This is a genomic window from Paenibacillus sp. MER 180 (assembly GCF_023713665.1).
GTDB classification, from domain to species: Bacteria; Bacillota; Bacilli; order Paenibacillales; family Paenibacillaceae; genus Paenibacillus_B; species Paenibacillus_B suaedae.
The window spans coordinates 91513-114509 of record NZ_JAMAVT010000007.1; the positions used below are offsets into that span (position 1 = coordinate 91513).

General features: G+C 49.1%; 17 protein-coding genes. 14 read left to right on the top strand and 3 right to left on the bottom strand.

Annotation, left to right across the window (positions count from 1 at the left end):
• Window positions 1-2 precede the first annotated feature (2 nt).
• The 9 genes from M3661_RS13560 (at window position 3) to M3661_RS13600 (ending at window position 13664) form a co-directional block, all read left to right on the top strand.
• Window positions 3-1118: a GerAB/ArcD/ProY family transporter gene (locus M3661_RS13560; RefSeq protein ID WP_065290171.1), complete on the top strand. Its 1116-nt coding sequence runs from the start codon at window positions 3-5 to the stop codon at window positions 1116-1118.
• Window positions 1102-2421, top strand: coding sequence for a Ger(x)C family spore germination protein (locus M3661_RS13565; RefSeq protein WP_251485846.1), 1320 nt, complete (start codon window positions 1102-1104; stop codon window positions 2419-2421). Before M3661_RS13560 ends, M3661_RS13565 begins: the two co-directional genes overlap by 17 nt.
• Before the next feature lie 149 nt (window positions 2422-2570).
• A complete protein-coding gene (locus M3661_RS13570; protein ID WP_065290170.1) occupies window positions 2571-3626 on the top strand; it encodes a PTS sugar transporter subunit IIC in 1056 nt (351 codons plus the stop codon).
• 246 nt (window positions 3627-3872) lie between these two features.
• The gene (locus M3661_RS13575; protein ID WP_251485848.1) at window positions 3873-5501 is read left to right on the top strand and encodes an SWIM zinc finger family protein; all 1629 of its coding nucleotides are present in this window, start codon (window positions 3873-3875) and stop codon (window positions 5499-5501) included.
• A complete protein-coding gene (locus M3661_RS13580) occupies window positions 5498-8524 on the top strand; it encodes a DEAD/DEAH box helicase (protein WP_251485850.1) in 3027 nt (1008 codons plus the stop codon). Before M3661_RS13575 ends, M3661_RS13580 begins: the two co-directional genes overlap by 4 nt.
• Window positions 8525-8612: 88 nt before the next feature.
• Window positions 8613-9287 carry an SOS response-associated peptidase gene (locus M3661_RS13585; protein ID WP_065290168.1) on the top strand — a complete coding sequence of 225 codons (675 nt, stop codon included), beginning with the start codon at window positions 8613-8615 and terminating at the stop codon, window positions 9285-9287.
• A 262-nt stretch (window positions 9288-9549) separates the two neighbouring features.
• Window positions 9550-10488 carry a PD-(D/E)XK nuclease family protein gene (locus M3661_RS13590; protein WP_251485851.1) on the top strand — a complete coding sequence of 313 codons (939 nt, stop codon included), beginning with the start codon at window positions 9550-9552 and terminating at the stop codon, window positions 10486-10488.
• 442 nt (window positions 10489-10930) lie between these two features.
• Window positions 10931-11362, top strand: a complete 432-nt coding sequence (locus M3661_RS13595) for an ArsR/SmtB family transcription factor (RefSeq protein WP_065290166.1) — start codon at window positions 10931-10933, stop codon at window positions 11360-11362.
• Window positions 11343-13664 carry a heavy metal translocating P-type ATPase gene (locus M3661_RS13600; protein ID WP_065290165.1) on the top strand — a complete coding sequence of 774 codons (2322 nt, stop codon included), beginning with the start codon at window positions 11343-11345 and terminating at the stop codon, window positions 13662-13664. Before M3661_RS13595 ends, M3661_RS13600 begins: the two co-directional genes overlap by 20 nt.
• A gap of 125 nt (window positions 13665-13789) precedes the next feature.
• Here M3661_RS13600 and M3661_RS13605 read toward each other — a convergent pair whose 3' ends face one another.
• Complete coding sequence (locus M3661_RS13605) at window positions 13790-14338, bottom strand: GNAT family N-acetyltransferase (RefSeq protein WP_251485853.1); 549 nt, start codon at window positions 14336-14338, stop codon at window positions 13790-13792.
• Window positions 14339-14543: 205 nt separating this feature from the next.
• Between M3661_RS13605 and M3661_RS13610 the strand changes: the two genes are divergently transcribed.
• On the top strand, window positions 14544-15866 hold the full coding sequence (locus M3661_RS13610; protein WP_251485855.1) for a cell wall-binding repeat-containing protein: 1323 nt from the start codon (window positions 14544-14546) through the stop codon (window positions 15864-15866).
• A 163-nt stretch (window positions 15867-16029) separates the two neighbouring features.
• On the opposite strand, the gene M3661_RS13615 is transcribed toward M3661_RS13610, so the two are convergent.
• Window positions 16030-16818, bottom strand: a complete 789-nt coding sequence (locus tag M3661_RS13615; protein ID WP_251485858.1) for a class I SAM-dependent methyltransferase — start codon at window positions 16816-16818, stop codon at window positions 16030-16032.
• Window positions 16819-17066: 248 nt separating this feature from the next.
• On the opposite strand from M3661_RS13615, the gene M3661_RS13620 reads away from it, so the two are divergent.
• The 4 genes from M3661_RS13620 (at window position 17067) to M3661_RS13635 (ending at window position 21602) form a co-directional block, all read left to right on the top strand.
• The gene (locus M3661_RS13620; RefSeq protein WP_251485861.1) at window positions 17067-17867 is read left to right on the top strand and encodes a DsbA family protein; all 801 of its coding nucleotides are present in this window, start codon (window positions 17067-17069) and stop codon (window positions 17865-17867) included.
• Between the two features lie 78 nt (window positions 17868-17945).
• On the top strand, window positions 17946-18362 hold the full coding sequence (locus M3661_RS13625) for a disulfide oxidoreductase (protein ID WP_072731054.1): 417 nt from the start codon (window positions 17946-17948) through the stop codon (window positions 18360-18362).
• A 35-nt stretch (window positions 18363-18397) separates the two neighbouring features.
• Window positions 18398-19672 carry a methyl-accepting chemotaxis protein gene (locus M3661_RS13630; RefSeq protein WP_251485864.1) on the top strand — a complete coding sequence of 425 codons (1275 nt, stop codon included), beginning with the start codon at window positions 18398-18400 and terminating at the stop codon, window positions 19670-19672.
• A 187-nt stretch (window positions 19673-19859) separates the two neighbouring features.
• Window positions 19860-21602 (top strand): glycoside hydrolase family 35 protein, encoded by a 1743-nt coding sequence (locus tag M3661_RS13635; protein WP_251485867.1) that lies wholly within the window; start codon window positions 19860-19862, stop codon window positions 21600-21602.
• 174 nt (window positions 21603-21776) lie between these two features.
• Here M3661_RS13635 and M3661_RS13640 read toward each other — a convergent pair whose 3' ends face one another.
• Window positions 21777-22844 (bottom strand): alpha/beta hydrolase, encoded by a 1068-nt coding sequence (locus tag M3661_RS13640; RefSeq protein ID WP_065290163.1) that lies wholly within the window; start codon window positions 22842-22844, stop codon window positions 21777-21779.
• Window positions 22845-22997 lie beyond the last annotated feature (153 nt).

Genomic DNA, 22997 nt, shown 5'->3' on the forward strand with positions numbered 1-22997 from the left:
CCATGAGTCAACCCATTGGATTGAATGAGAAAATTACGACACAGCAGGCGGCTGTATTTGTAGCCAATTATATACTGGGAGTGGGGATTCTAACGCTCCCCCGAGCAGCAGCGGAGAAGGTGAAGACACCGGATATATGGCTGACCGTCATTCTCGGCGGCCTTGTTGCTATGATAGCAGGCATTATTGTAGCGAAGCTCAGTCAGCAATTTCCAGGTAAGACCTTTTATGAATACAGTCAGCTTATTGTAGGGAAATGGCTAGGGATCGTGCTGAATGTGTCGATCATTATTTATTTCATCGCGACATCCGGTAATATGGTGCGAGCCATGTCGGAAGTAATGAACTTGTATTTGCTTGAAGGTACTCCACGCTGGGTGGTGATTATGTCCTTCCTGTGGGTGGGCATATATATCATGGTCGGTGGGGTAGCTGCAATTGCTCGCTTCTTCGAAATTGTATTTCCGCTGACGGTCCTGATTATTACGGGCTTGGCTCTGTTAAGCTTTAAAATATTTGACGTAAATAATTTAAGGCCAGTGCTAGGGCAAGGGATAGGTCCTGTATTGAATGGTGTGAAGACGACAGGACTTTCTTTCTCCGGCTTTGAAATATTGCTCGTACTGCAGGCGTATATGTCAACACCGAAGAAGGCTGTTCGTGCAGTTGTAATTGGCATTCTCATTCCGATGCTTTTTTACGTGGTTACTGTAGTGATGACAGTTGGATCTTTATCCATTGCTGGTGTTGTCAGCCGCACCTGGCCTACGATCACGCTGTTCCGCAGCTTCGAATATCCGGGGATCTTATTTGAACGATATGAATCGTTGCTGCTGGTCATTTGGGTAATTCAGATCTTTACTACATATGCGATTACACATTATGCGGCTGCGCTTGGCATGGCACGAATGACAAATAAGAATATTCGTCCGATGCTGTACTTGCTTATTCCGGTTATCTATATTGCCTCCATGTCTCCCAGAAATATTAATGATCTCTTCTCTATGGGAGATCGTTTAGGTGACGCAGCCATGGTGATGTTCGGGATATTACCTATTATTTTGTTAATGATTGTGAAGTTGAGAAGGAGAATGGCAAGCGATGAGCAGGAACAATAAGTGTCAGAACGTATCCAATCGTTGCTGCAATGTTGTCTTAGATGCTGCACAATCAGGTGGGCATTTGCGGGAGGATAAGCCAAGGAGATGCAAGCTGACAGCTATGCGCATTGCGATCATCTCACTTAGCATCCTGCTGCTCAGTGGGTGCTGGAGCCGAAGAGAAATAGAAGATTTGAACATTACAGTAGCTGCAGCGTTGGACATTGGCCACATCTCGTCAGAGGAGCAAGAATTTGAGAAAAAGGGTGCAGATTATCCGCGTAATCAGAGGATTACATTAACGTATCAAATGGCGAAGCCAGAGCAGTCTTCAGGGCAAGATGCATCAGGAAGCAAGAGAAAATATCGAAATGTGTCCCTGTCTGGGGATTCTTTATATCAGATTTCGAGAGAGACTTCCTTGAAGGAAACGAATCCAATATTCGGACAGCACTACAAAGCGCTGGTCATCGGTTCTGACTTGGCGCAGCAACTGAATTTGCGAGATGTACTGGACTTCTTTATGAGGGAGCAGGAATTTCGTCCTAGCTGCTTGGTTTATATTAGCCGGGGAACAGGGAAAGAGGTATTAGATGTAAATCTCCCGGGAGACGTTCCAGCCTTTCGCTTGTTAGGGATATCTGATAATCACTATCGAACGAATCGTTTATTGAAGCCCTTGTCTCTCACCAACTTGCTGGAGAAGTTGAATTTGATGACCAGTTTCATGATACAGAATGTCGTCACGGCCAAAGGGGAGCTGAAGCTGTCGGGAGCTTCCATTATATCAGGCAGTACAGGCAAGCAGCTTGGCTATCTTGACGAAGAGGATATGGAAGCGGTGAACTGGGTTCTGGGCGGTAGCAAGGGCGGTGTAGTAAAAAGTAAGGACATCATCACCAACCAAGTATCTGTATATGAAATTACCAACGTGAAAAGTCAAATTACACCGCATGTTGAAAATGGCCGCATTTCTTTCGATGTAAAAGTAAAGTCGGACGGTCGGTTAGGCGAGCAGATGATTAGCGATGGCAATGACTTTGACAATAAGTTTATTCGTCGCTTGGAAGAAGATGCTGAGAAGCAGATTAAAGAACTGGTGACCAAATTGCTGGATAAGCTGCAAAAGAAATACCACGCAGACGTGCTAGGGTTTAGCGATAAGCTGCGCATCGCATATCCTCGCCTGTGGGAGAAAGAGAAGAAGACATGGGATGAAACGTTCGCGACGACACCGATACGTTATGATGTCCAAGTAACGATTAGAGAATATGGAACGACGAATATGAGAGCGCGGCAAGTAGTAGGGCAGGAGGGTTAGTCGGGTTCTATCAATTCGTAGGTTGGGTATTATATACAGTGAAAATCCTGCTCTCCAATTGTTACAATGAATGCACATATAGTCTTTCGGATTCAAAATACATGTTTACACATATGATTTGCCGCAGCACGTGCATTGGGGGAGAGAAGATGCAAATCATTCAAGGGACAGCCTTGCTGTTGCTTGTCCTTTCTTTATTTAGTTTGTTCAGCTTCAGAGCACCTAACGGAATGAAGGCGATGGGAGCCTTGGCGAATGCTGCTGTTGCCAGCTTCTTGGTTGAAGCTTTCCAGCGCTATGTTGGCGGCGATATGCTGCAGCTGGAATTTTTAAGAGAGGTAGGAGTGACAGCCGGCGGCATGGGAGGCGTGGCTGCCGCTGCACTGGTGTCTCTGGCAATGGGAGTGTCGCCTGTGTATGCGCTTATGCTGGGTGTTGCGTGTGGCGGACAGGGGCTGCTTCCTGGCTTCATTGCGGGATACGTCGTCTCGTTCCTGGTTAAAGTATTCGAGCGGAAGGTGCCGGCAGGACTTGATCTTATCGCCTGTATTGTGGTCGCAGCGCCACTGGTGCGTTATTTGGCGAAGTTCGTAAGTCCTATCGTAGATGCAACGCTGCTCAACATTGGCAGCATTATTTCGGCTACGGCTACCGATAATCCGATTATTATGGGCATTATTTTGGGTGGTGTGATTACAGTCGTTGCGACTGCACCACTTAGCTCCATGGCCTTAACGGCTATGCTCGGCTTAACAGGATTGCCGATGGCAATCGGAGCCTTGTCCGTAATGGGGTCATCATTTATGAACTTCGTGTTCTTCCATCGCATGAAGTTCGGTGATCGTCGTACAACACTTGCAGTCGCTATTGAACCTCTGACACAAGCTGATCTAATCTCAGCGAACCCAATCCCGGTGTATGTCACGAACTTCATTGGGGGGGCAGCCGCTGGGGTGGTCGTGGCGCTTTTTGGGCTGGTCAATGATGCGACAGGGACTGCAACACCGATTGCGGGACTTATGGTGATGTACGGTTTCAATGATCCAGTTATGGTTACGATTACGGCCGTGTTATGTGCATTAGCTGGAGCTGGAGCAGGATTCCTTGGTTCGATTCTATTCCGCCATTATCCGATTCGTACGGTGGCTGAGGTTCGTGGCACACATCCTATTCAGGCTGATTCAACCAGTGAATCAGCAATATAAATCGGGGAGAAGAAGGATCATGATAATCTGGGCATATCCCCAATCTACAAGGCATGCATATACGTTAATCAGGCGAGGGCGGAGCTTGCGGATCTGATCGATTGAGAGTGTTTCCACATGGGAGACGCTCTTTTTCTTCTATATTCCCGTTTTTTTGTGTAAACTGAAAGGATACAGAATTTCGCGGATGCTTGCGATCGGACAGGTCTTGGAAGAGCATTGCCGCAGTAATGGAGGGTATTGACGTTGCAGCAACCGGACGTATCTGTGGACGACATCAACCGCTTAGCCGGGCAAATGAAGGAGCACTATTCGTACGCGACGCTGGAGCAGGGATGGCGCTATTACCGCAAAAATGCAGTATCCCATGTGCATGAGGACGTGGGGAAAGCTCGGGTGATCAGGGCTGAGGTGCATGAGACGGAACGCTATCATGTGAGCCTCCATATGAAACGTATCGAGGCGAGTACTTGCACTTGCCGAACTGGGAATGAGTGCAAGCATAGGGCGGCGCTGTTCTTCCAATTATGCGAGGCAGCAGGGAAGAAGCCTGAACTGTACCTGTCTGATTTCCGTCAAGCCTTCATTGTGCTTGAGAGACAACGTACTGCTGCTCGCAAGCGTGAAGAACAGAAGGCCGAACGGGAACGCCGCGTTAGAGCGAGTCAGATGACCTTATCAGCAGATGCTTCCGCCAAGGACTGGCATCTCTTATTTCATAGAAAATATGCACGGCCGTTTACAGACTTCCAATCCTCTGTAGTGGATATTACCAAGTGGGTTAAGGAGCAGCTGTATCGTGACAGCGAAGCGATGGCTGAGCCGGTGCGCACGCTGCTGCGCATGCATGTTCAGTTGTTCTTGATTCAGCAATTGGCTGAACGCTATGCGCAAGCTGCGCGAGGCTACCATTCTCGCGATATTTCCGCGGATGATGCTGTTCGTCCTTGTATGGAGGAGCTTACAGAATTAAGCCGCCGCTTCGCAGGCTCAAAGCTACCAATGGCCTTTAAGGAGCATCTTCGCCACTTAGGTGTCGTGGCAGAGCAGGTGGCGCTATCTGAAGAGGAGTCCCCTGTAGATAGACTGGCTGCCTTTGCGCTCGTGTGGTCGGGGGTACTGAACGATCCCGAAGAGCTGCAGCTTGAGCGTGCACGGCTTAAGGAGAGGTTGAAGCCGTTATCCGAGCTTCGTCCACGCCTGCGTGATTCAATTCGGGTCGCGCTTATCCATATTGAATCGTTGCTTGGCTGTGACGAGGATGCAATCGCTCATGTGCATTCACTTACTTTCTATAATGAACCTGAGCGATTTGTACAGTATGCTAACGATCGAATGCACAGTGGAGATCACGAGAAGCTGCTGATGTGGTTGAAGGCGCTGGCTCCGATGGTCAGCCAATCCCGCCAACGAGAGCATTTGGAACGGTATTGGATGTTGTGGAAACAGGCTTATGATGCACACGTAGGTATGCATCAAGAACTTGATTCGCTGTTGCTGGCACTGCTGCCTGGTATATACCCGTATCTGTCTGCTTTCCTCCTAGAGCAGGGAAGATATCGTGATTGGGCTGATATTCAGATCGCACGCCGCATATCGCCGGGGGAGGCAGATGCGGCTGAATGGAGGCAAGTCGCTGCTGCGGCGCCAGACATGCTGCTGCCGTTATATCATCAGGCCATTGAACGGCATATTGAGGAACGCAATCGCGATCAATACAGGATAGCGGTTACCTTGCTGCATGAGCTGCGCTCGATGTATGAACGCAAGGGCTCTCTTTCGACGTGGGAGAGGTACATGGATAACTTGCTGGAACGGTATTCTCGGTTAAGAGCATTTCAAGAAGAATTGAGAGGAGGGGCACTGCTGACATGATCGAACAATCGCCTTGGAACGTGGAATGCTTGAGACGAAGCGACGGTACATTCCTGGTATTTCATAGTGGAATGAGGCGGGACGTGCGAACACTGAAGCATCTGTTGTTCGGTTGGCATGCTCCTTCCTTCTACGGCACGATGCTCCCTGTAGAGGGAGAGGGGCGTATTGAAGGGATTGTTGTTACCGCGGCTGAAATGCTGGAGGTGATAGCGATGACGCCGCACGTAGGTTGGACAGAGTTGAAATCAGGAGACAGCTTCCGCATTCTAAGTGAGGCGGCTAAGCTGTATATGGTTCTGCTGCAAGAGGGGCGATATGAGCCGTCTTACGACAAATGGAAAGCGGGTGCATTCGGCTGGGAACTGCTGCTAAGCGAATCCGAGCAGAAGCAGCAGCGCGAATTGCTTCACCAAGCGCAACAGATCGAGCATCCCGAGCTTGTCGATTGGTTCGATGTGTTGATGACAGAACTGCTAACGGATAATCAGGAGCGAGATTCATTGCGTGCTGCCGCTCTGCGTGCACGTCCGGAACTGGAGGAGCTGCGCATTCCCCTGCAATCATCGCAGTGGACGGGGGAGCAAGATTGGCTCGAAATGATAGGCTGGACCCGAGATGAGACGCCCTTCCGTGTTGTGCTTCGTATTGATGAGCCGGAACAGGAGCGGATGCCTTGGGCGCTTCGCATCTTGCTGCAGGACAAGATGGATCCGAATGCTCAAATTGCATGCGTATTGAGCGAGTATAGGATTGATGGCGAGATCAGGAGTCAAGCGAAGGCAGCTGCTGGAGATTTTCCGGAAGAATGGAAGCCGTTCCTCCAAGAGAGGCTGATTCGAGATATCGGAAAGGTGCTGCAAATCGCCCCTTGGCTTGAGGATTCCGGGGTTAGCCGGAAGTTTCTATTGGAGCAGCCGGAACACACCAGTATGCATGAGACAGAAGCAGGTTTGGAAACGAAGCAAGAAGATCAAGAGGACACAGAGATCCGTTCTCTCCGATTGAAGACGAAGCTTGGCGAAGAGGATGCATGGCGGTTCTTAGCTGAGGGAAGCCTTCAGCTAGCAGAGGCTGGGTTCCGGGTCATTGTGCCTGCTTGGTGGCAGCGTGTGCGCCAGATGAGAACTCGGTTAAAGGCTAGGGTTCCTTCTTCCGCAGGTGCCTTCTCCGCTTCTGCGATGGGATTGAATCAGATGATTCAGTTCGATTGGAGACTCGCGGTAGGTGACGTGAACTTAAGTGAAGCGGAATTCCGTCAGCTCATCGAACAAGATCGCAGGCTGGTTCAACTTCATGGCCAATGGATTCAATTGAATCCGGATGACGTGAAGGAAATTCGCCGCTTGATGAAGCAAGTCGATGGCGGTGGGATGACATTCGGCGAGGTGCTTGAGCATCATATGGCCATGGAACGGAAGCGTATGGAGGAAGGGCTGCTGGATGAAGATATTGAGCGTGACAATAGCCTACAGCTTGAACTGGAACTGAATGAGCAGTTGCAGCATTGGCTAGGCATGCTTCAGCATCATGAATCGATCCCACCTAGTGAGTTGCCGGTAGGATTGCAGGGAACCCTGCGGAAGTATCAGGCTGATGGATACTCTTGGTTAATGTTCCTTCGTCAATTCGGCCTTGGCGCCTGTCTTGCGGATGATATGGGGCTTGGTAAGACGATACAATGGATAGCCTATGTTTTGAGAGTGAAGGAAATGGAACCTGCGTCAGGGGCTTCTCTATTGATTTGTCCAACTTCACTTATTGGGAACTGGCAGAGAGAGCTGGAACGATTTGCGCCGGATGTTCGAGTGTATTTGCATTATGGTGCTGACCGAATCGGGGATGAGCGATTTGCAGAGGAGATTCGCATGGCTGATGTGGTCATCACAACATACACGTTGGCCTTGATGGATCGTGAGCTCCTATGGCCGATCATGTGGAACTCGCTATGCTTGGATGAGGCGCAGAACATTAAGAACCCTTATGCGAAGCAGTCTGCAGCCATTCGGAAGCTGCGCGCGAAGCACCGGATTGCCTTGACAGGTACGCCAATGGAAAATCATTTGACGGAGCTGTGGTCGATCTTTGATTTCGTAAATCCAGGATATTTGGGTACGTTGGCACAATTCCGAAGAACGTACGTGAATCCGATCGAACGCAGTCGAGATGCAGAGTGGACGAAGCTTGTGCAGCGACTAGTGCAGCCATTTCTGCTGCGCAGGCTGAAGCGGGATCCTGAGATTCAGCTTGACTTGCCGGATAAGAATGAATCGAAGGTCTACGTTCCTCTGACCGCGGAGCAAGCTTCGGTGTATGAGCAGACGCTGCAGACACTGTTCGATGATCTGGATCGACTCGATCCAATGGAACGAAGGGGCAGAGTACTCACTGCGTTGACGAAGCTGAAGCAGGTATGCAATCATCCATCACTTGTGCTGCGAGACCGAGTATCTGGACGGGATTCCGCGCGTTCAGGCAAGCTGACACGCCTGCTAGAGATGCTGGATGAGCTGCAGTCGACGGGAGAGCGGAGTCTCATCTTCACACAGTATGCTGAGACGGGCAAGCTGCTGCAAGAGGTGCTGGAGCGAAACATGAAGGAGACCGTTCCGTTTCTGCATGGCAGTGTGCCGAAGGCAGAGCGGGATCGCATGGTTCAGCGCTTCCAGGACGAGTCACTTCCAGCAGAAGAACGTCCGCGCATCTTCATCCTGTCGCTAAAGGCTGGTGGAACGGGACTGAATTTGACAGCTGCCAATCATGTGTTCCATTACGACCGCTGGTGGAACCCAGCGGTGGAGAATCAGGCTTCCGACCGGGCATACCGTATTGGGCAGACGCGGAATGTGCAGGTGTATAAGCTGATTGCACTCGGCACGTTGGAAGAGCGAATTGACGATATGATTGAGCAGAAGCAAACTTTGAATGAGCAGGTAATTGGCGGTGGAGAGAAGTGGATTACAGAGCTGTCCCCAACCGAATTGAGAGAGTTGTTCGCCTTAAGGCGGCATGTCATGGAGTAAGGGATTTGTCCTCATTCTTCTGCATGGAATGGTCTGCATAATTTTTCTAATTATACAGACAATAATGTCCATGAGGAGGATGATGGACATGTGCAGGAGACTTTCGATTTCCGCTGATCTATCAGAGATTGAACGGGCATTTGGCATTGAGCAGGTGCTCTACCCCTATCAACGGCGCTTCAACATTAGTCCGACACAGACGGTGCCGGCTATTAGGGAGCTTGAGGGTAGACGTGTGTTGGATGAATACCGGTGGGGGATGGTTCCCTTCTGGGGCAAGGATTCACTGAATGCTGATATTTATTCCATTCATACGAATTCAGCATACTGGAAGCTGACAGAGCGACAGCGGTGCATCATTCCGTGCAGCGGGCTCTATTATTGGCGGCAGGAAGGCAAAAAGAGTTATCCCGTTCATGTGGTGCTTCGCAAGCAAGGGATCTTCGGCGTAGCGGGATTGTACGAAGTATGGCGCGACGCACAAGGGAGAGTGCAGCAGACTTGTACGCTGCTAATGGCGCGTTCCAATGAGCTAATTGCGGAATTCGAGACACGTATGCCAGCTATATTGGATCCAGAGGAGGCCGATGCGTGGCTTCGCCCAGTCTCGACTGAGATTGAGGCGCTTGCCAGACAACTGAGACCCTATACTTCGGAACGGATGAGACTATACCCGGTTACCTCGCTGATTGAGAATGAGCAATATGATCATTCGGACTGCATTCAGGAATTGGATGTAAGGCTTGGCCGAATTAAGGCCTGACAGCAGGGGGAAATAGGGGGTCAGATGACGGTTCAGGATTCAGATGGACAATATCGCGATGAACAACAAGGAACAATGCTCTTTATGCAGCCTTGACTCGAACAATCGGGTCGAGGCTGTTTTGCTGTACTGCACTTATGGTCAAGTGGTTGCAGCTGACAGCAGGTATAGGATAACTTCTCCCTTTTATGTATGGTGATCATGCTATAATAGCTTTTACAACTGAAGTTCGGTGAGCGACTTGGGGAGAGGGGAGATTTCCATGCAGCGTAAGCCATACCCGGAATGGTCATGGTCGCCGTCGCGTCATGTGCTGTTCGAAGAGTGCAGACGCAAGTATTTCTATCATTATTATGCCTCGCACAATGGATGGTTTCGTGATGCGCCGCCATTGGCAAGGCAGGCCTATCAGCTGAAGCAAATGACCAACCTGCATCTTGTATTCGGAGAAGCGATGCATAAGATGGCAGAGGCTGCATTGATGCAGATGAACCAATCCAGTCGGGTGATGGACGCTGAGGACATCGTTCGGCGAGTACGAAACTTGTTGAATCAGGCGTATACGGACTCGCTCGACGTGGAGGCATGGAGAGAACTTCCGAAGCAGCGCACAATGCTGCATGAAATATACTATGGCAAACAACTGCCAGCCCGTACCATTGAAACGATTAAGGCTCGGATCCCGATACTGGCCGACCGTTTTCTGAACAGTCTCAGTGTGCAGCATTTTAGACAAGATTCGGGTGTCCGGCTTATGGAACTGGAACGCTTAAATACAATATTGTTAGCAGATACGAAAGTATATGTGAAGCTGGATGTCATGTTCCGTCAGGATGATCAGTACATTATTGTAGATTGGAAGACGGGGCAGGAGGATGAGCGCAATAAGACGCAGCTGCGCCTGTATGGATTATATGTGCACCGGGTGTACGGGGTTCCCTATGAGAAGCTTGATATTCGTACAGAGTATCTACTCAGCGGCAGCTGTGTAGAAGATCATGTACATGAAGAAGAGATGGAAGAATTAGAGCGCCACGTTATAGATAGCATGCTGCTCATGCGTGAGTACTTGGAGGAGCCGCTCCGCAATCAGCCGCTCTCGATTGAAGCATTCGAGCCGACCGAAGAGACTAGACGTTGTCGTCGTTGCCCTTTTTTGGAGATATGCGAATACGGGAACCGAAATGAGGCCGTATCGTAGCCATATGAAAATAGACGCTTCCATCTCCACCAGTATAGTGGTGGAGATGGAAGCGTCTTTGCATTTTTTGTGGAAGACTGATCCGTTTGCTACTGACGAATACGAATTGGGGCAGTCTATGAGATGAGCTGATTTTAAGGTGTAAATTGGTCTGGAATGTTCTGTTCATTATTGATGGAAAAGAGGCAATTATTCTTGAAATAGAAGCGGTATGGGGAGGGAGGAGGCTAGGTAGGAGCGCATTTTGGCAGAACATTAAAATAATCGTTTGAATTTATGAATGGAACCGTGTATACTACAACTACAGAAACATTCAAACATTCGTTTGATTATTGTAATGATTACGATTAAGCAGATAAAACACCTTCAATGCAATCATTCATAATTAACGTGCTTAATCTTCAAGGAAATTAACAACAATATAGGTAATGAGGTGAATGCAATGGTTGCACAACGTTCGACGGACGATCTGGAGAACATCCAATCGCATACGCTCGATAAAGAAGATGTATGTGAAATTGTATGTTATGACGCTGTTAAAATTAATGCTTTAAAGGGTCGGGTTGAAGACAACGAGGTACAGGGTATGGCTCAAATGTTCAAGGCGTTGTCTGATCCGACACGGATGAAGATGGCATGCTTGCTGGATGAAGGGGAAGAGTTGTGCGTATGCGACATGGCGATATTGACAGGCCAATCGATTGCGACAACTTCACATCACTTGCGAGTGATGAAGAATCTAGGCATCGCGAAATCACGCAAGGATGGTAAGAATGTGTTTTACACCTTGAGTGACCATCATATTCGGTTGCTCGTTCGAATGACACTAGAACACTTGAGAGAGGAGCATTGTCATGACGACGCGGAGCACTGAAAAGGCTGATGAACGAATTGCATATCGGGTGCAGGGATTGTCGTGCGGCAACTGCGCTAGGGAAATGGAAGGCGAGATTCGCCGGTTGAAGCATGGCGAGGATGCCACATTAAGCTATAACAGCGGTACACTCAGGATGAGCAAGGACATTGATGTGGCTGCCGTAAAACGGATATTGCGTACAGATGGCGCCAAGCTGGTCGAATCAGGCGGAGGAGCTGTCGCAAGCGCTGCAAGTGCTCCAGTCCAAGGTCACATAAAATGCGCTTGTGACGGTCAGGACCATGAGCATTCCCACGAGGGGCATAGCCATGCAGGACATTCGCATAGTCATTCCCATAGCCACTCAGGTGGCAAGGCGCATCAACATGACCATGGGCATGACCACGGAGCCGAGGGTCATGGACACGATCACAGCCATGGGGATATGAATCGAATGAAGTGGCTGCTGGGCATCTCAGGCTTGCTCTATGTTGCAACATTTATTTTAGATAGCTCGCTGCCGAACGGCGTTCTGATAGGCATGTATCTGCTCGCGATGCTGCTTAGTGGATATGGCACCTTCATGAAGGGACTTCGCAATCTGCTGCGGCTGCGCTTCAATATGGACACTTTGATGACCGTGGCGCTTACCGGGGCAGTTGTTATCGGGGAATGGAAGGAAGCAACACTCGTTGCCATCTTATTCGGATTGAATGAGATGCTGGAAGGTTACGGCATGGAGCGTGCTCGTCAGTCGATGGAAGCTCTGCTGGCAGTAGCTCCGAAGCAGGCAACTGTGCTGCGAGAGGGGCAAAGTATTACCATTCCGATTGAGCAGCTCGTTGCAGGAGACATTGTACTCGTTCGGCCGGGTGAGAAAATTCCTTCAGACGGTACGGTCGTTGAGGGGAACAGTGCTGTAAACGAAGCAGCCATCACTGGTGAATCGCTGCCGGTAGCCAAAGCGGCTAACGATGTTGTATTCGGGGGCAGTGTGAACACGGACGGCATTTTGAAGGTTCGTATTGATAAAGCCTATGAAGATTCCTCTTTGGCGAAGATTCTGCATCTCGTGCAGGAAGCTCAGGATACGAAGACGCCAACAGAGTTGTTCATCGATCGATTCGCTCGTATCTATACGCCAATTATCATGATTATTGCAGCACTAGTAATGCTTGTACCTCCTCTCCTTATGGGTGGAGAGTGGTATAAATGGTTCTATCAAGGGCTTGCTGTTCTTATCGTCGGATGTCCATGTGCACTTATTCTTTCATCGCCAATTGCAATCGTTAGCGGAATTACACGCAACGCTCGCAACGGAATTCTGATCAAGGGCGGCGTCCATTTGGAGCAGCTCGGCAAGATTGAGGCACTGGCTTTTGACAAGACGGGTACGTTGACGAAGGGAGAACCTGCTGTACAAGATGAGGCAATTTATGATGAAGAACGCTTCTATCGCGTAGCTGGTTCCATTGAGCAGGCTTCCCTTCATCCACTTGCGAAAGCTGTTATGCGTCATCTGGAGGCCAAGGGACGTACTTCCTTCGAAGAACCTACGCATAGTGAGACCGTACCGGGAGAAGGCATACGGGCTGAAATCAACGGTGCTGTATACTGGGTAGGCAGCGAACGTGTCATTGATAAGCTGCAAGGCGGTTCGGCTGATCGCGTGCAGCAGGCGCGAGAGGCTGCAGAGCAGATGAAATCACGTGGATTAACCTTGGTAGTGGTTGTGTCTGAACAAGATGGTGAGCCGCTGGGTGTGTTCGGATTGGCCGATGAGATTCGTGAAGAGAGTAAACGGACGATAGCAGCACTGCACGCCGCTGGGGTGAAGCATACGGTCATGCTGACTGGCGACCATGCTCAATCTGCGGAGCAAGTAGCGAAGAACGTAGGCGTGACAGACTGGTTTGCGCAATTGTTGCCACAACAGAAGGTCGACAAGATTAAGGAGCTTGGCAAGAAGTATCCGGTCGCAATGGTGGGTGACGGCATTAACGATGCGCCTGCACTTGCTTCGGCTAGTCTAGGTATTGCGATGGGCAAAGGAACGGACAGTGCCGTTGAGACGGCAGATATCGTCCTGATGCAAGATCATCTTGGCAAGCTGCCAAGCGCCATTCGAATCTCGCATAAGGTCAACCGTATCGTACGCTGGAACATCGGACTTGCACTGGGACTGAAGATCATTGCCCTGCTGCTTACGATTCCAGGTTGGCTGACACTTTGGATTGCCATCCTTTCTGATATGGGAGCAACCATTGTTGTTACCTTGCTTGGTATGACGGTACTCCTTGGACGAGATCGTGAGGAATAACGTGAGAACGCAAGAGATTGTTTCTATTGGGAAAAAGTAATCACCAGAAACCGTATATACCGCCTGTCTTCTCCATTTCCGGAGGGGCAGGCGGTTTTTGTAATTGAGGTTCTCTCTTACAAGCTTCAGGATGAGCGTGAGGCGAAATTTTTCTCAAATAGAAGATAGTTGTTGTCGGTTCTTCCTTGGTACACAAAGCCTGCCCCTCGATAGAATGATTCCAGTGCGGCAACACCAGCAAGGCAGTCGAGCCGGATGTTGTGCTTGTCTGGGAAATCAATACCGCTCTCGACCCAGGCCAATATGTCACGTCCGATCCCTTGACCCGCATAATGGCGGTTCACAGCCAGTCGGTGCACATATACAGCATCCTCCAATGAATCATTCCCCCATAGCATACGATCCCAAGGACTTGGCGTTGTTAACAGCATCACCATACCAGCAAGCTGCTCTTCCTGTTTAAACAGGAAGACATCGCCGTTCAAAATTGCGTTTGCAGTCTGGTGAGAGTCTTGTCCCTCAAGCAATGGATTCCATTGCGTAGAGCCTTGTTCGTGAAGCCATCGTGCAGTATTATGCAGCAGCGCCATTACGTCCTCCGTGTCAGCTGGAAGTGCGCGAACAACGCGGAGCCCGTTAGGCAATGACTGATTTTGAATCAATCCTTCATTCACAACAATACCCCTCCATTTTTACGCCCTATGTCCATAATAGTTATTCGTGCTAAGGCGGTAATTATATTGAAGCTATTGTATCGCATCCACCTCGATTTTTGCACTGCTGATACGGAACACGGAAGCAGAAGCATTTCTAGAGTAAGAATGGGAACAGTCGGGCATCCTTACAAGATATGGATGGAGCAACTGGAGGTATATGTACATGAATGAGGCATGGATGCCAGCACGGCAGATGAATAACAGGGATACAAGACAGAATAGGGATGCTGCGATGGCTGCGCAGAATGGGAGCATGGGAAATCGAAAATATGTCATGCGAGCGATATGCTGGGGAGTACTATTCTCATGCTTGCTGCTAGCAGGATGTGGATCTACAATGACCGTCTCCTCGGGGGAAGCAGCGTTTTATGCTGGAGAGCCATTGGTTAGTGAACAGGCAGTGCATTCCCCTTGGATCGTAACGAAAAATATGACCCGAATCAATACAGATGATCATGTGAAGGCAGCTGTCACCATATCTCGCACAGTATGGCCTGGGCACATCGATGAGCAGCGACCGAATGGCGTCGTGCTTGTGCCTGATGAGCAGTGGGCGACTGCGATGGCTGCGGCTGATTTGATTCATTTCCCTAACAACGGCCCTCTTCTCTATATCAAGACAGATCGATTGCCAGAGGAGACACGAGCAGAATTGCAGCGCTTGAAGCCTAAGGGAGCTCCTGATAATAAAGGGGTTCAAGTTATCGTTGTAGGCAAGGTAGATGGGGCAGTTATAAATGAAGTCAAGAAGCTCGGATTCAAGATGGACGTTATTGCTGGGGATAAGCCGGCAGAAGTGGCGGCAGCGATTGATGATTATTATGCTAGAGTGAGCAAGGAGCGGCCGATGTCGGTAATAATCGTCTCCTCAGATGAACCAGCTTATGCACTGCCTGCGGTCAATTGGATTGCACATATGCAGGAGCCTGTCTTGTATGTGAATAAGCAGGGAATTCCACAGGCTACGGCTGATGCGCTTGCCAAGCGCCGCAAGAAGGCGGTTATGTATATTCTTGGCTCGGAGAACATTATTCCACGGGAAGTGACCGATGAACTTGCAGTGTTCGGAAGGGTAGAGCGGATTGCTGCTGCGACGCCAGTCGAGCAGGCAATTGCCTTTGCGCAGTATAAGGATAAGAAAACGGGGTTCGGGTGGGGAATAGCCACGCCAGGCCACAATTTCTCCTTCGTGAAGGAAGGAAATGAGTGGCTGGCGATCGCACAAGCCCCTTTCGCGCATCTGGGCAAACATGCCCCGCTGCTCTGGGTACAGCGGGATCAGGTGCCAATGGCGGTGTATGACTATGTGCAGTCGATCAGACCCTATTACGAGCATAGTCCTGTAGAAGGGCCATATAATGCAGCCTGGTTAACAGGAGCGGAAATGTCCGTTGTCCCACGAATTCAAAGTGAGCTGGATGCTTTGCTCGAAATTCAAGCGAGGAGCGGGGCAGGGCACGGATCTACGCATCATCACAGTTCGTGATTCAGAATAACGCAGCATGCAAGCTTCCTTCCCCGATGCTCATTGTTTCGGAAGGAAGCTTGTTACATACATAATGTAATCAAGATAACGTGCAGGTACGCGTTGACATGTTTATTTGAAGGAAGATGTTATCTTGTTCTTAGGCGTATCATGCTGGGTGATTTCAAGTTGGTTGAGACGGCTTACTAGCTACAATTCGGAGCCGCTTGTAATCGCCAGTCCACATGCCGTTATGATACAGAGCAGGTCGGCATTTTGCTTGAACCAATTCCATAAAGTTTGGAATATCCGCCGATGATAAGGATGAAGTAAAATCATGCGTGAAGGCATGCAGCCAATGGAGTAACCCGTTCTCACCGTCAGTCAATAACGTGGGTCGTTCGAAGTGAATCGCAGAGGTGACTTGAAAGCCGGCTTGCTCAAGAACAGTACTGTATTCGCCAATAGTCGGATAATACCAGGGATGAAGCGGCTTCGGATCGATACTGAAATGTTGCTCTAGAACCTCCTCGATGGCTCGGACAATGACTTCCACATTCCCTTTGCCTCCAAGCTCTGCGACGAAGCGCCCGCCAGGACGTAGAGCGGTGTAGATATGGCGTGCGGCTGCTTCAGGCTTCTTTACCCAGTGGAGGGCGGCGTTCGACAATGCGGCATCAAATGATCCTGCATAATGTCCGGGGCATTCGGCGGTGATATCCATGGGGATGAAGGTGAGGGAGGGGTATTTGTTACGAGCCTGCTCAATCATGTTGACGGATTGGTCGATTCCGACTACTCTTGCCCCTGCCTCTGCCATGTTAGCTGCCAAATCGCCCGTCCCGCATCCCACATCAAGAATTCTCTCTCCTGGCTGTGGCGAGAGCCATCCTACTACATCTGTGCCATACTGCGATACGAATTGAAGCTTGCTGTCATACAGTACAGGATTCCAATGATGATCGGTTGACATTAGCAGCGCCTCCTCTTTTGTTACCTTCGATAGGATTGATTGATCCGCTGTAATTAGTATGACAGATGGGATGTATATAGGTGAAATATATAATATCTATATGCTCTATAGTTATTAGTTATTAAAAGGCTAGGTTGTTGCTAAGTGATGGCAATCTTTGATAAATAATCTTTCATTTTGCACAAAAGAAATGGAAAAATGGACGGCTTTCCATTACATTTAAGGAAGGTGAAAAAAAGTTAGAAGAGGTGAATAGATTGGGTAAATCTTCAAAATCCAAACGTGCGAAGCAGCCTGGTCAGACTAGACCTTCAACTTCAGCATCCACTGCTGGGCAATCCCGGCCAACGTCAGCTTCACGCAGCAATAAAAAGCGCAATGACCGCATCTTCATGTTCATGATTCCTGTGGCAATTGTGGTTCTGCTCGGACTTATATTTGTATTGAACAAGCAAGGGGAGCAGATCAAGCAGGATGAGGTCTTGAACAGACCTGCCGTTCAGTTCGATCTGACTGGACAGCCGACACTTGGTTCTACAGAGGCGAAGGTGTCAATTGTCGAATTCGGTGATTACAAATGCCCTGCATGTAAGGACTGGGAAGAAACGGTGTTCCCGCAGTTGAAGAAGGACTTTATCGATACGGGAAAAGTGAAGTTCACCTTCATTAATTACCCGTTCATTGACAACTCCTATTTAGCGGCGAATGCAGCAGAGGAAGTGTTCCGTCAGAAGCCGGAAGCATTCTGGCCTTATCATGAGGCAATTTATCATGCGCAGGGCAAAGAGCAAGACAATTGGGTGACAACCCCATTGCTCGTAGACCTAGCCAAGCAGGTGTCGCCAGACATCGATGTAGCGAAGTTGGAAGATGCAATTGAGAAGCAGACGCACAAAGACGCAATCGCGCAGGATTTGAAGTTGAAGGATCTTGCGAAGGTATCAGGTACGCCATCTGTATATGTGAATGGCAAAGAGTTTACAGGTCAATGGGACAGCTACAGTGAATTGAAAGCGTTCATCGAGAACGTATTGAATGAAGCGAAATAGCATCTACAGCGAGTATACAAGCGGTAAGTGATTCGTTCGTTAATAGTGTTATTCTTTTAAATCAGGAGGTAATGATATATGTCTGTAATCCGGCGTTATGCATTATATGTTGCTTGGATCATCTCCCTGATTGCAACTTGTGGAAGCTTGTATATGAGTGAAATATTGTTGTGGGAACCGTGCAAATTGTGTTGGGTTCAGCGGATATTCATGTATCCGCTCGTCCTTGTGCTGGGGATTGCCGCATACCGCAATGACCGCAGTATCGTTCGGTATACACTCCCGCTATCGATTATCGGCGGGTCAGTATCAACCTATCATTATTTGCTGCAGAAGGTACCGGGGATGGCAAGCTTAACTCCTTGCCGCTCTGGGGTTCCGTGTAATTACGATTATATGGAAGGCTGGATTACAATTCCGTTGTTGGCGTTTATCGCATTTCTACTCATCACGATTCTGCTGATCATCGCACGCAAAAACGAGCCAGAGGAATAAGGCGTAGGGTTGTCGACGAGGTGGGGGAGAAGGAAATGATGAAATTCGGATTGCAAATGAAAATGGTAGTTGGCATGCTGGTGGTGTCGGGCGTTACCTATGCGACAAGCGGATTTTTCATCTTCGTGCTGAAGCCGTACTTAGCACCGGGAATGAATGAACTGTTGTATGACGGCATCATCTTCATGCTCGGCATATTCTGGACCTGCTTGCTAGGTTGGCTTGCAGCACGCCTCATTGTGAAGCCGATTATTCAATTGACGAAGGCGGCAGACGAGGCGGCGCAGGGAAAGTTGAATGTGAGCCTACCGTCGTACCATTTCCATGATGAGGTCAATGTTCTGATTGCTTCTTTTGGCCAAATGGTACGCAATTTGCAGCATATGATTACGGAAATTAAAAGCAGTGTTGATATTACGACGCAAAATACTTCAACATTAAGCGGTGCCATGACTCAAGCTGCTCACCAGATCGAACAAATCTCCTGCGCGGCTGACGAGATGAATCGTGGAGCGGAGCAGCAGGCGATGTGGACTGCCTCAGCAGCTGAATCGGTGGAACAGATTCACGCCTCAGCTGCTGCCGTTCAGGAAAGAGCGGAAGAGACGGAGCGTATGACTCAAGATATGCTCGGAACGCTTGCAGACAGTGAGGAGATGTTGAAGTCGATCATTGATGGCATGCTGATGGCGGCTGAATCTGGACAGGCCTCGATAGACACGGTACAGCGGCTCAGCGAGCAGGCGGAGCAGATTGGAGATATTTCGACTACGGTGCGAGAAATTGCTGATCAGACGCATTTGCTTGCCCTGAATGCTTCGATTGAAGCGGCTAGAGCAGGAGAGCATGGTGCTGGATTTGCCGTCATCGCATCCCAAGTTCGGAAGCTGGCGGAGCAGAGTGCTTCTGCGGTGAATAATATTAATGACCGCATCGTTCTGATGCAGTCTCAGGTGGAGCAGGCTGTTCGCTTGATTACGAAGCAAGTCGACATCGTAAGTGTTGAAGCGACGAAGAAGGATGAAGCTGCAAATGCCCTGAGTGCTATCGCACATGTAACGAAGCAGGCTTCGAAGGCCGTTCATGATATTGCAAGTGAAGTAGAGCAGCAGACAGAGCGCTTCGCAACTACGCTGGAGCAGACACGGAGGATGGCTTCCATTGTCAATGAGATGGCGGAAGGCACTCGTCAGGTAGCGAGTGCGACACAAGAACAGACAGCTGTCATGGAAGAAATGGCTGCCTCCTCTGATGTGCTACGAGATCAAGCGACTCGTTTGCAGGCGCAGACATCGGCATTTAAGAATTAAAATAGGAAATCACCTAATTAATGGCAATTTAACATAGACTTGCATCAGCCAAATGGATGCAAGTCTTTTCTTGTGACATTTGTTCATAAACTGGTATGTAAAATACATGTTCATTTGCGGCGAAATTGATATGATGGAGATATAAGTGCTTCACAATAAACGGTATAAGGCAGGAGGAGAACAAATCTTGACAACGCTTTCATATGAAGGTCAGCAATTTATGCTTCAAGGCAAGCCTACACTGCTTATTTCTGGTGCTGTTCATTATTTCCGTATTGTGCCTGAATACTGGACAGATCGGCTTCGCAAGGTGAAAGCGATGGGCTGCAACTGTGTAGAGACATATATTGCTTGGAACGTGCATGAGCCGCGAGAAGGCCAGTTCAACTTCAAAGGAATGGCTGACATTGCGGAGTTTGTCCGCATTGCAGAGCGTGAAGGTCTGTACGTTATTGTGCGTCCAAGCCCTTACATATGTGCGGAATGGGAGTTCGGGGGGCTGCCGGCTTGGCTGCTGAAGGAAGATATGCGGCTGCGCTGCAGTGATCCTAGATTCCTAGAGAAGGTATCCGCATACTATGATGCCCTTCTCCCGCAATTGAAGCCGCTGCTTGCGACAGCAGGGGGGCCAATTATTGCCGTGCAAATTGAAAACGAGTATGGCAGCTATGGCAATGATCAGGCTTACTTGCAAGCTTTGCGCGGCATGTTGGTAGAACGTGGCATCGATGTCCTATTATTCACTTCAGATGGTCCTGGTGATGATATGCTGCAGGGTGGGATGGCCGATGGCGTGTTGGCGACCGTCAACTTTGGTTCGAGACCGAAGGAAGCGTTCGACAAGCTGAAACAGTATCAGCCAGATGCTCCGCTTATGTGTATGGAATATTGGAACGGTTGGTTCGATCACTGGTTCGAAGAGCATCATACGCGCAGCGCAGAAGATGCAGCGCAGGTGCTGGATGAGATGCTGGGAATGGGCGCCTCGGTGAGCTTCTATATGCTGCATGGGGGTACGAACTTCGGATTTGGCAGTGGAGCTAATCACGGGGGACGCTTCGAGCCAACGGTAACCAGCTATGACTATGATAGTGCGATTAGTGAAGCAGGAGATATTACACCGAAGTATCGGTTATTCCGAGAGGTAATCGGTAAGTATGTATCGCTGCCTGAAGGTGACCTGCCTGAGAATACGCCTAAGACAGCGTACGGTGAAGTCACAGTGAACCGAGCTGTGAAGCTGTTCGATACGCTTGCGTCTATGACGGATGTGAAGATGAGTATATGTCCGGAGCCAATGGAAATGTATGATCAGAATAATGGCTTTATCTTGTATTCCACTCAAGTGTCTGGCCCACGCACAGAATGCACGCTGACGATTCAGGATGTTCACGATCGTGCTCATGTATTCTTGGATCAGAAGCTAATCGGCATAGTGGAGCGCTGGGATCCCCAGAAGCTGGCGGTGACGATTCCAGAGGGGGGAGCGCGGCTTGATATTTTTGTAGAAAATATGGGGCGTGTCAACTATGGATCAGAGCTGTATGATCGTAAAGGGATTACGCATGGCGTTCGATTGAATGGGCAATTTCTGTTCCATTGGGAAGTGCGCAGTTTGGAGCTGGAGAATCTGAATGGCTTGCAATTCAAAACAGCTGATTCTGGGCTAGAGGGAGAGCAGCCGGCATTCTACGAGGCTACGCTATCGATTCAAGAGCAGCCGCAGGATACATTTCTTCGCTTGGATGGATGGAAGAAGGGTGTAGTGTTCGTAAATGGCTTCAATCTTGGACGTTACTGGGAAGTTGGTCCTCAGCAGACACTCTATGTTCCAGCACCAATACTCCGCCAAGGAGAAAACCAAATTGTCGTATTTGAGCTGCACACACCGGGGGACAAGCTTACTTTTGAAGCGGTTCCGTCCTTATAATGTCATATGTAGATTGTAAGAAATACAGAGCAGCCTTTCTCCTCCGAGAAGGGCTGCTCTACTTATTTTGCTTCACAGCAAGGCTGATAAAAAATAATTGCCATTCGAACAGCACAACATGTTGTGTTGGCGTGTGAATAAGGTTAATTACGCGCCTAAGCCGATCAAAGTTAATCAAATGACCGGAAGCATGTTGTCGGCTTCAGCAGGAACGAGATCAGGGATAAGATCGATTCCGGGTTCCAGTACGGGACTAGGTTCTTCTACCACTTCGACTGTATCTTGAACGGCATCGGACAATGGTTCTGCCACTTCTTCATGATTTGGAGATCCAACGGTTGTCTGTATGAACGTTGTTACTCCTTGCCGGTAGCGTTCTTGATCAACGGAATAAGCGGTACCATGCCCGGCTCCCTCAATGAGGATCAAGGAAGATGTATCATGCTTCGCTTCATGCAGTTGCTCACTCATCCATGTCGGCACGAAACGATCCTCCTTGCCATGAATGAATAAGACGGGGAGGGGGCACGTCTTCATAATTCGTAATGGGCTTACTTGCTCCATGCGGAATCCAGCCTTGCGCAGAAGCAATCGATTAATGAGTGCCATAGTAGGCCATGCAGGCATTTGATTCAGCTTCGTTACTTGATAATGAATGAGCTGTGTCAAATCGGAGTAGGGGCAGTCAGCCACAATGAATTGTACCTGTGGCCTGCGGATTGCTGCGTATTCGAGCACGGTTCCCCCACCAAGCGATTGACCATGCAATCCAATGATGCAATCCTTCCCCTTCCGTTCAACAATCCAGTCCACCCACATTTGCACATCGTATTTTTCTTTGTAGCCAAAGGTTGTGTACTTGCCTTCACTCTGACCATGCCTGCGCTGATCAATAAGTAGTACATTAAAGCCTTGCTCGGTGAACATATCCATAAATTGAGCTGACCAAGGAAGAGCTCCTGTATAGCCGTGAACAATTAGCGCAATCCGGCGTGAATTCGGAAATTTCTCCATATAATAGCCGTGCAGCTTAATGCCATCATGGCTTCGGATAGTGACTTCTTCTTTGCGGCAAGCTTCAAATTGTTCACGAGTGAAGACCCCCTGCTGTTCAAGCATCTCCAGACAGCGCTCGTAGGTGGAACATTTGGAGCGTGTCATATAGTGAACAGCATAATGGGGAATGAGCCAAGCAGACAGTAACAAAAAGATAATAATGCCAAATGCAATCGGTGTCAGCATTGCTGTCAGACCTCCAATCACGTATACATTAGTCAAGCATGTTGTCCGCGGATACGGATTAGGATGTGCAGATTGCTGTCGATTTAACCGGACTCCAAGCAACCATCGCAAGTAATGCTTACAGTACTGAAGCATTGACCACATAGCTAAGGA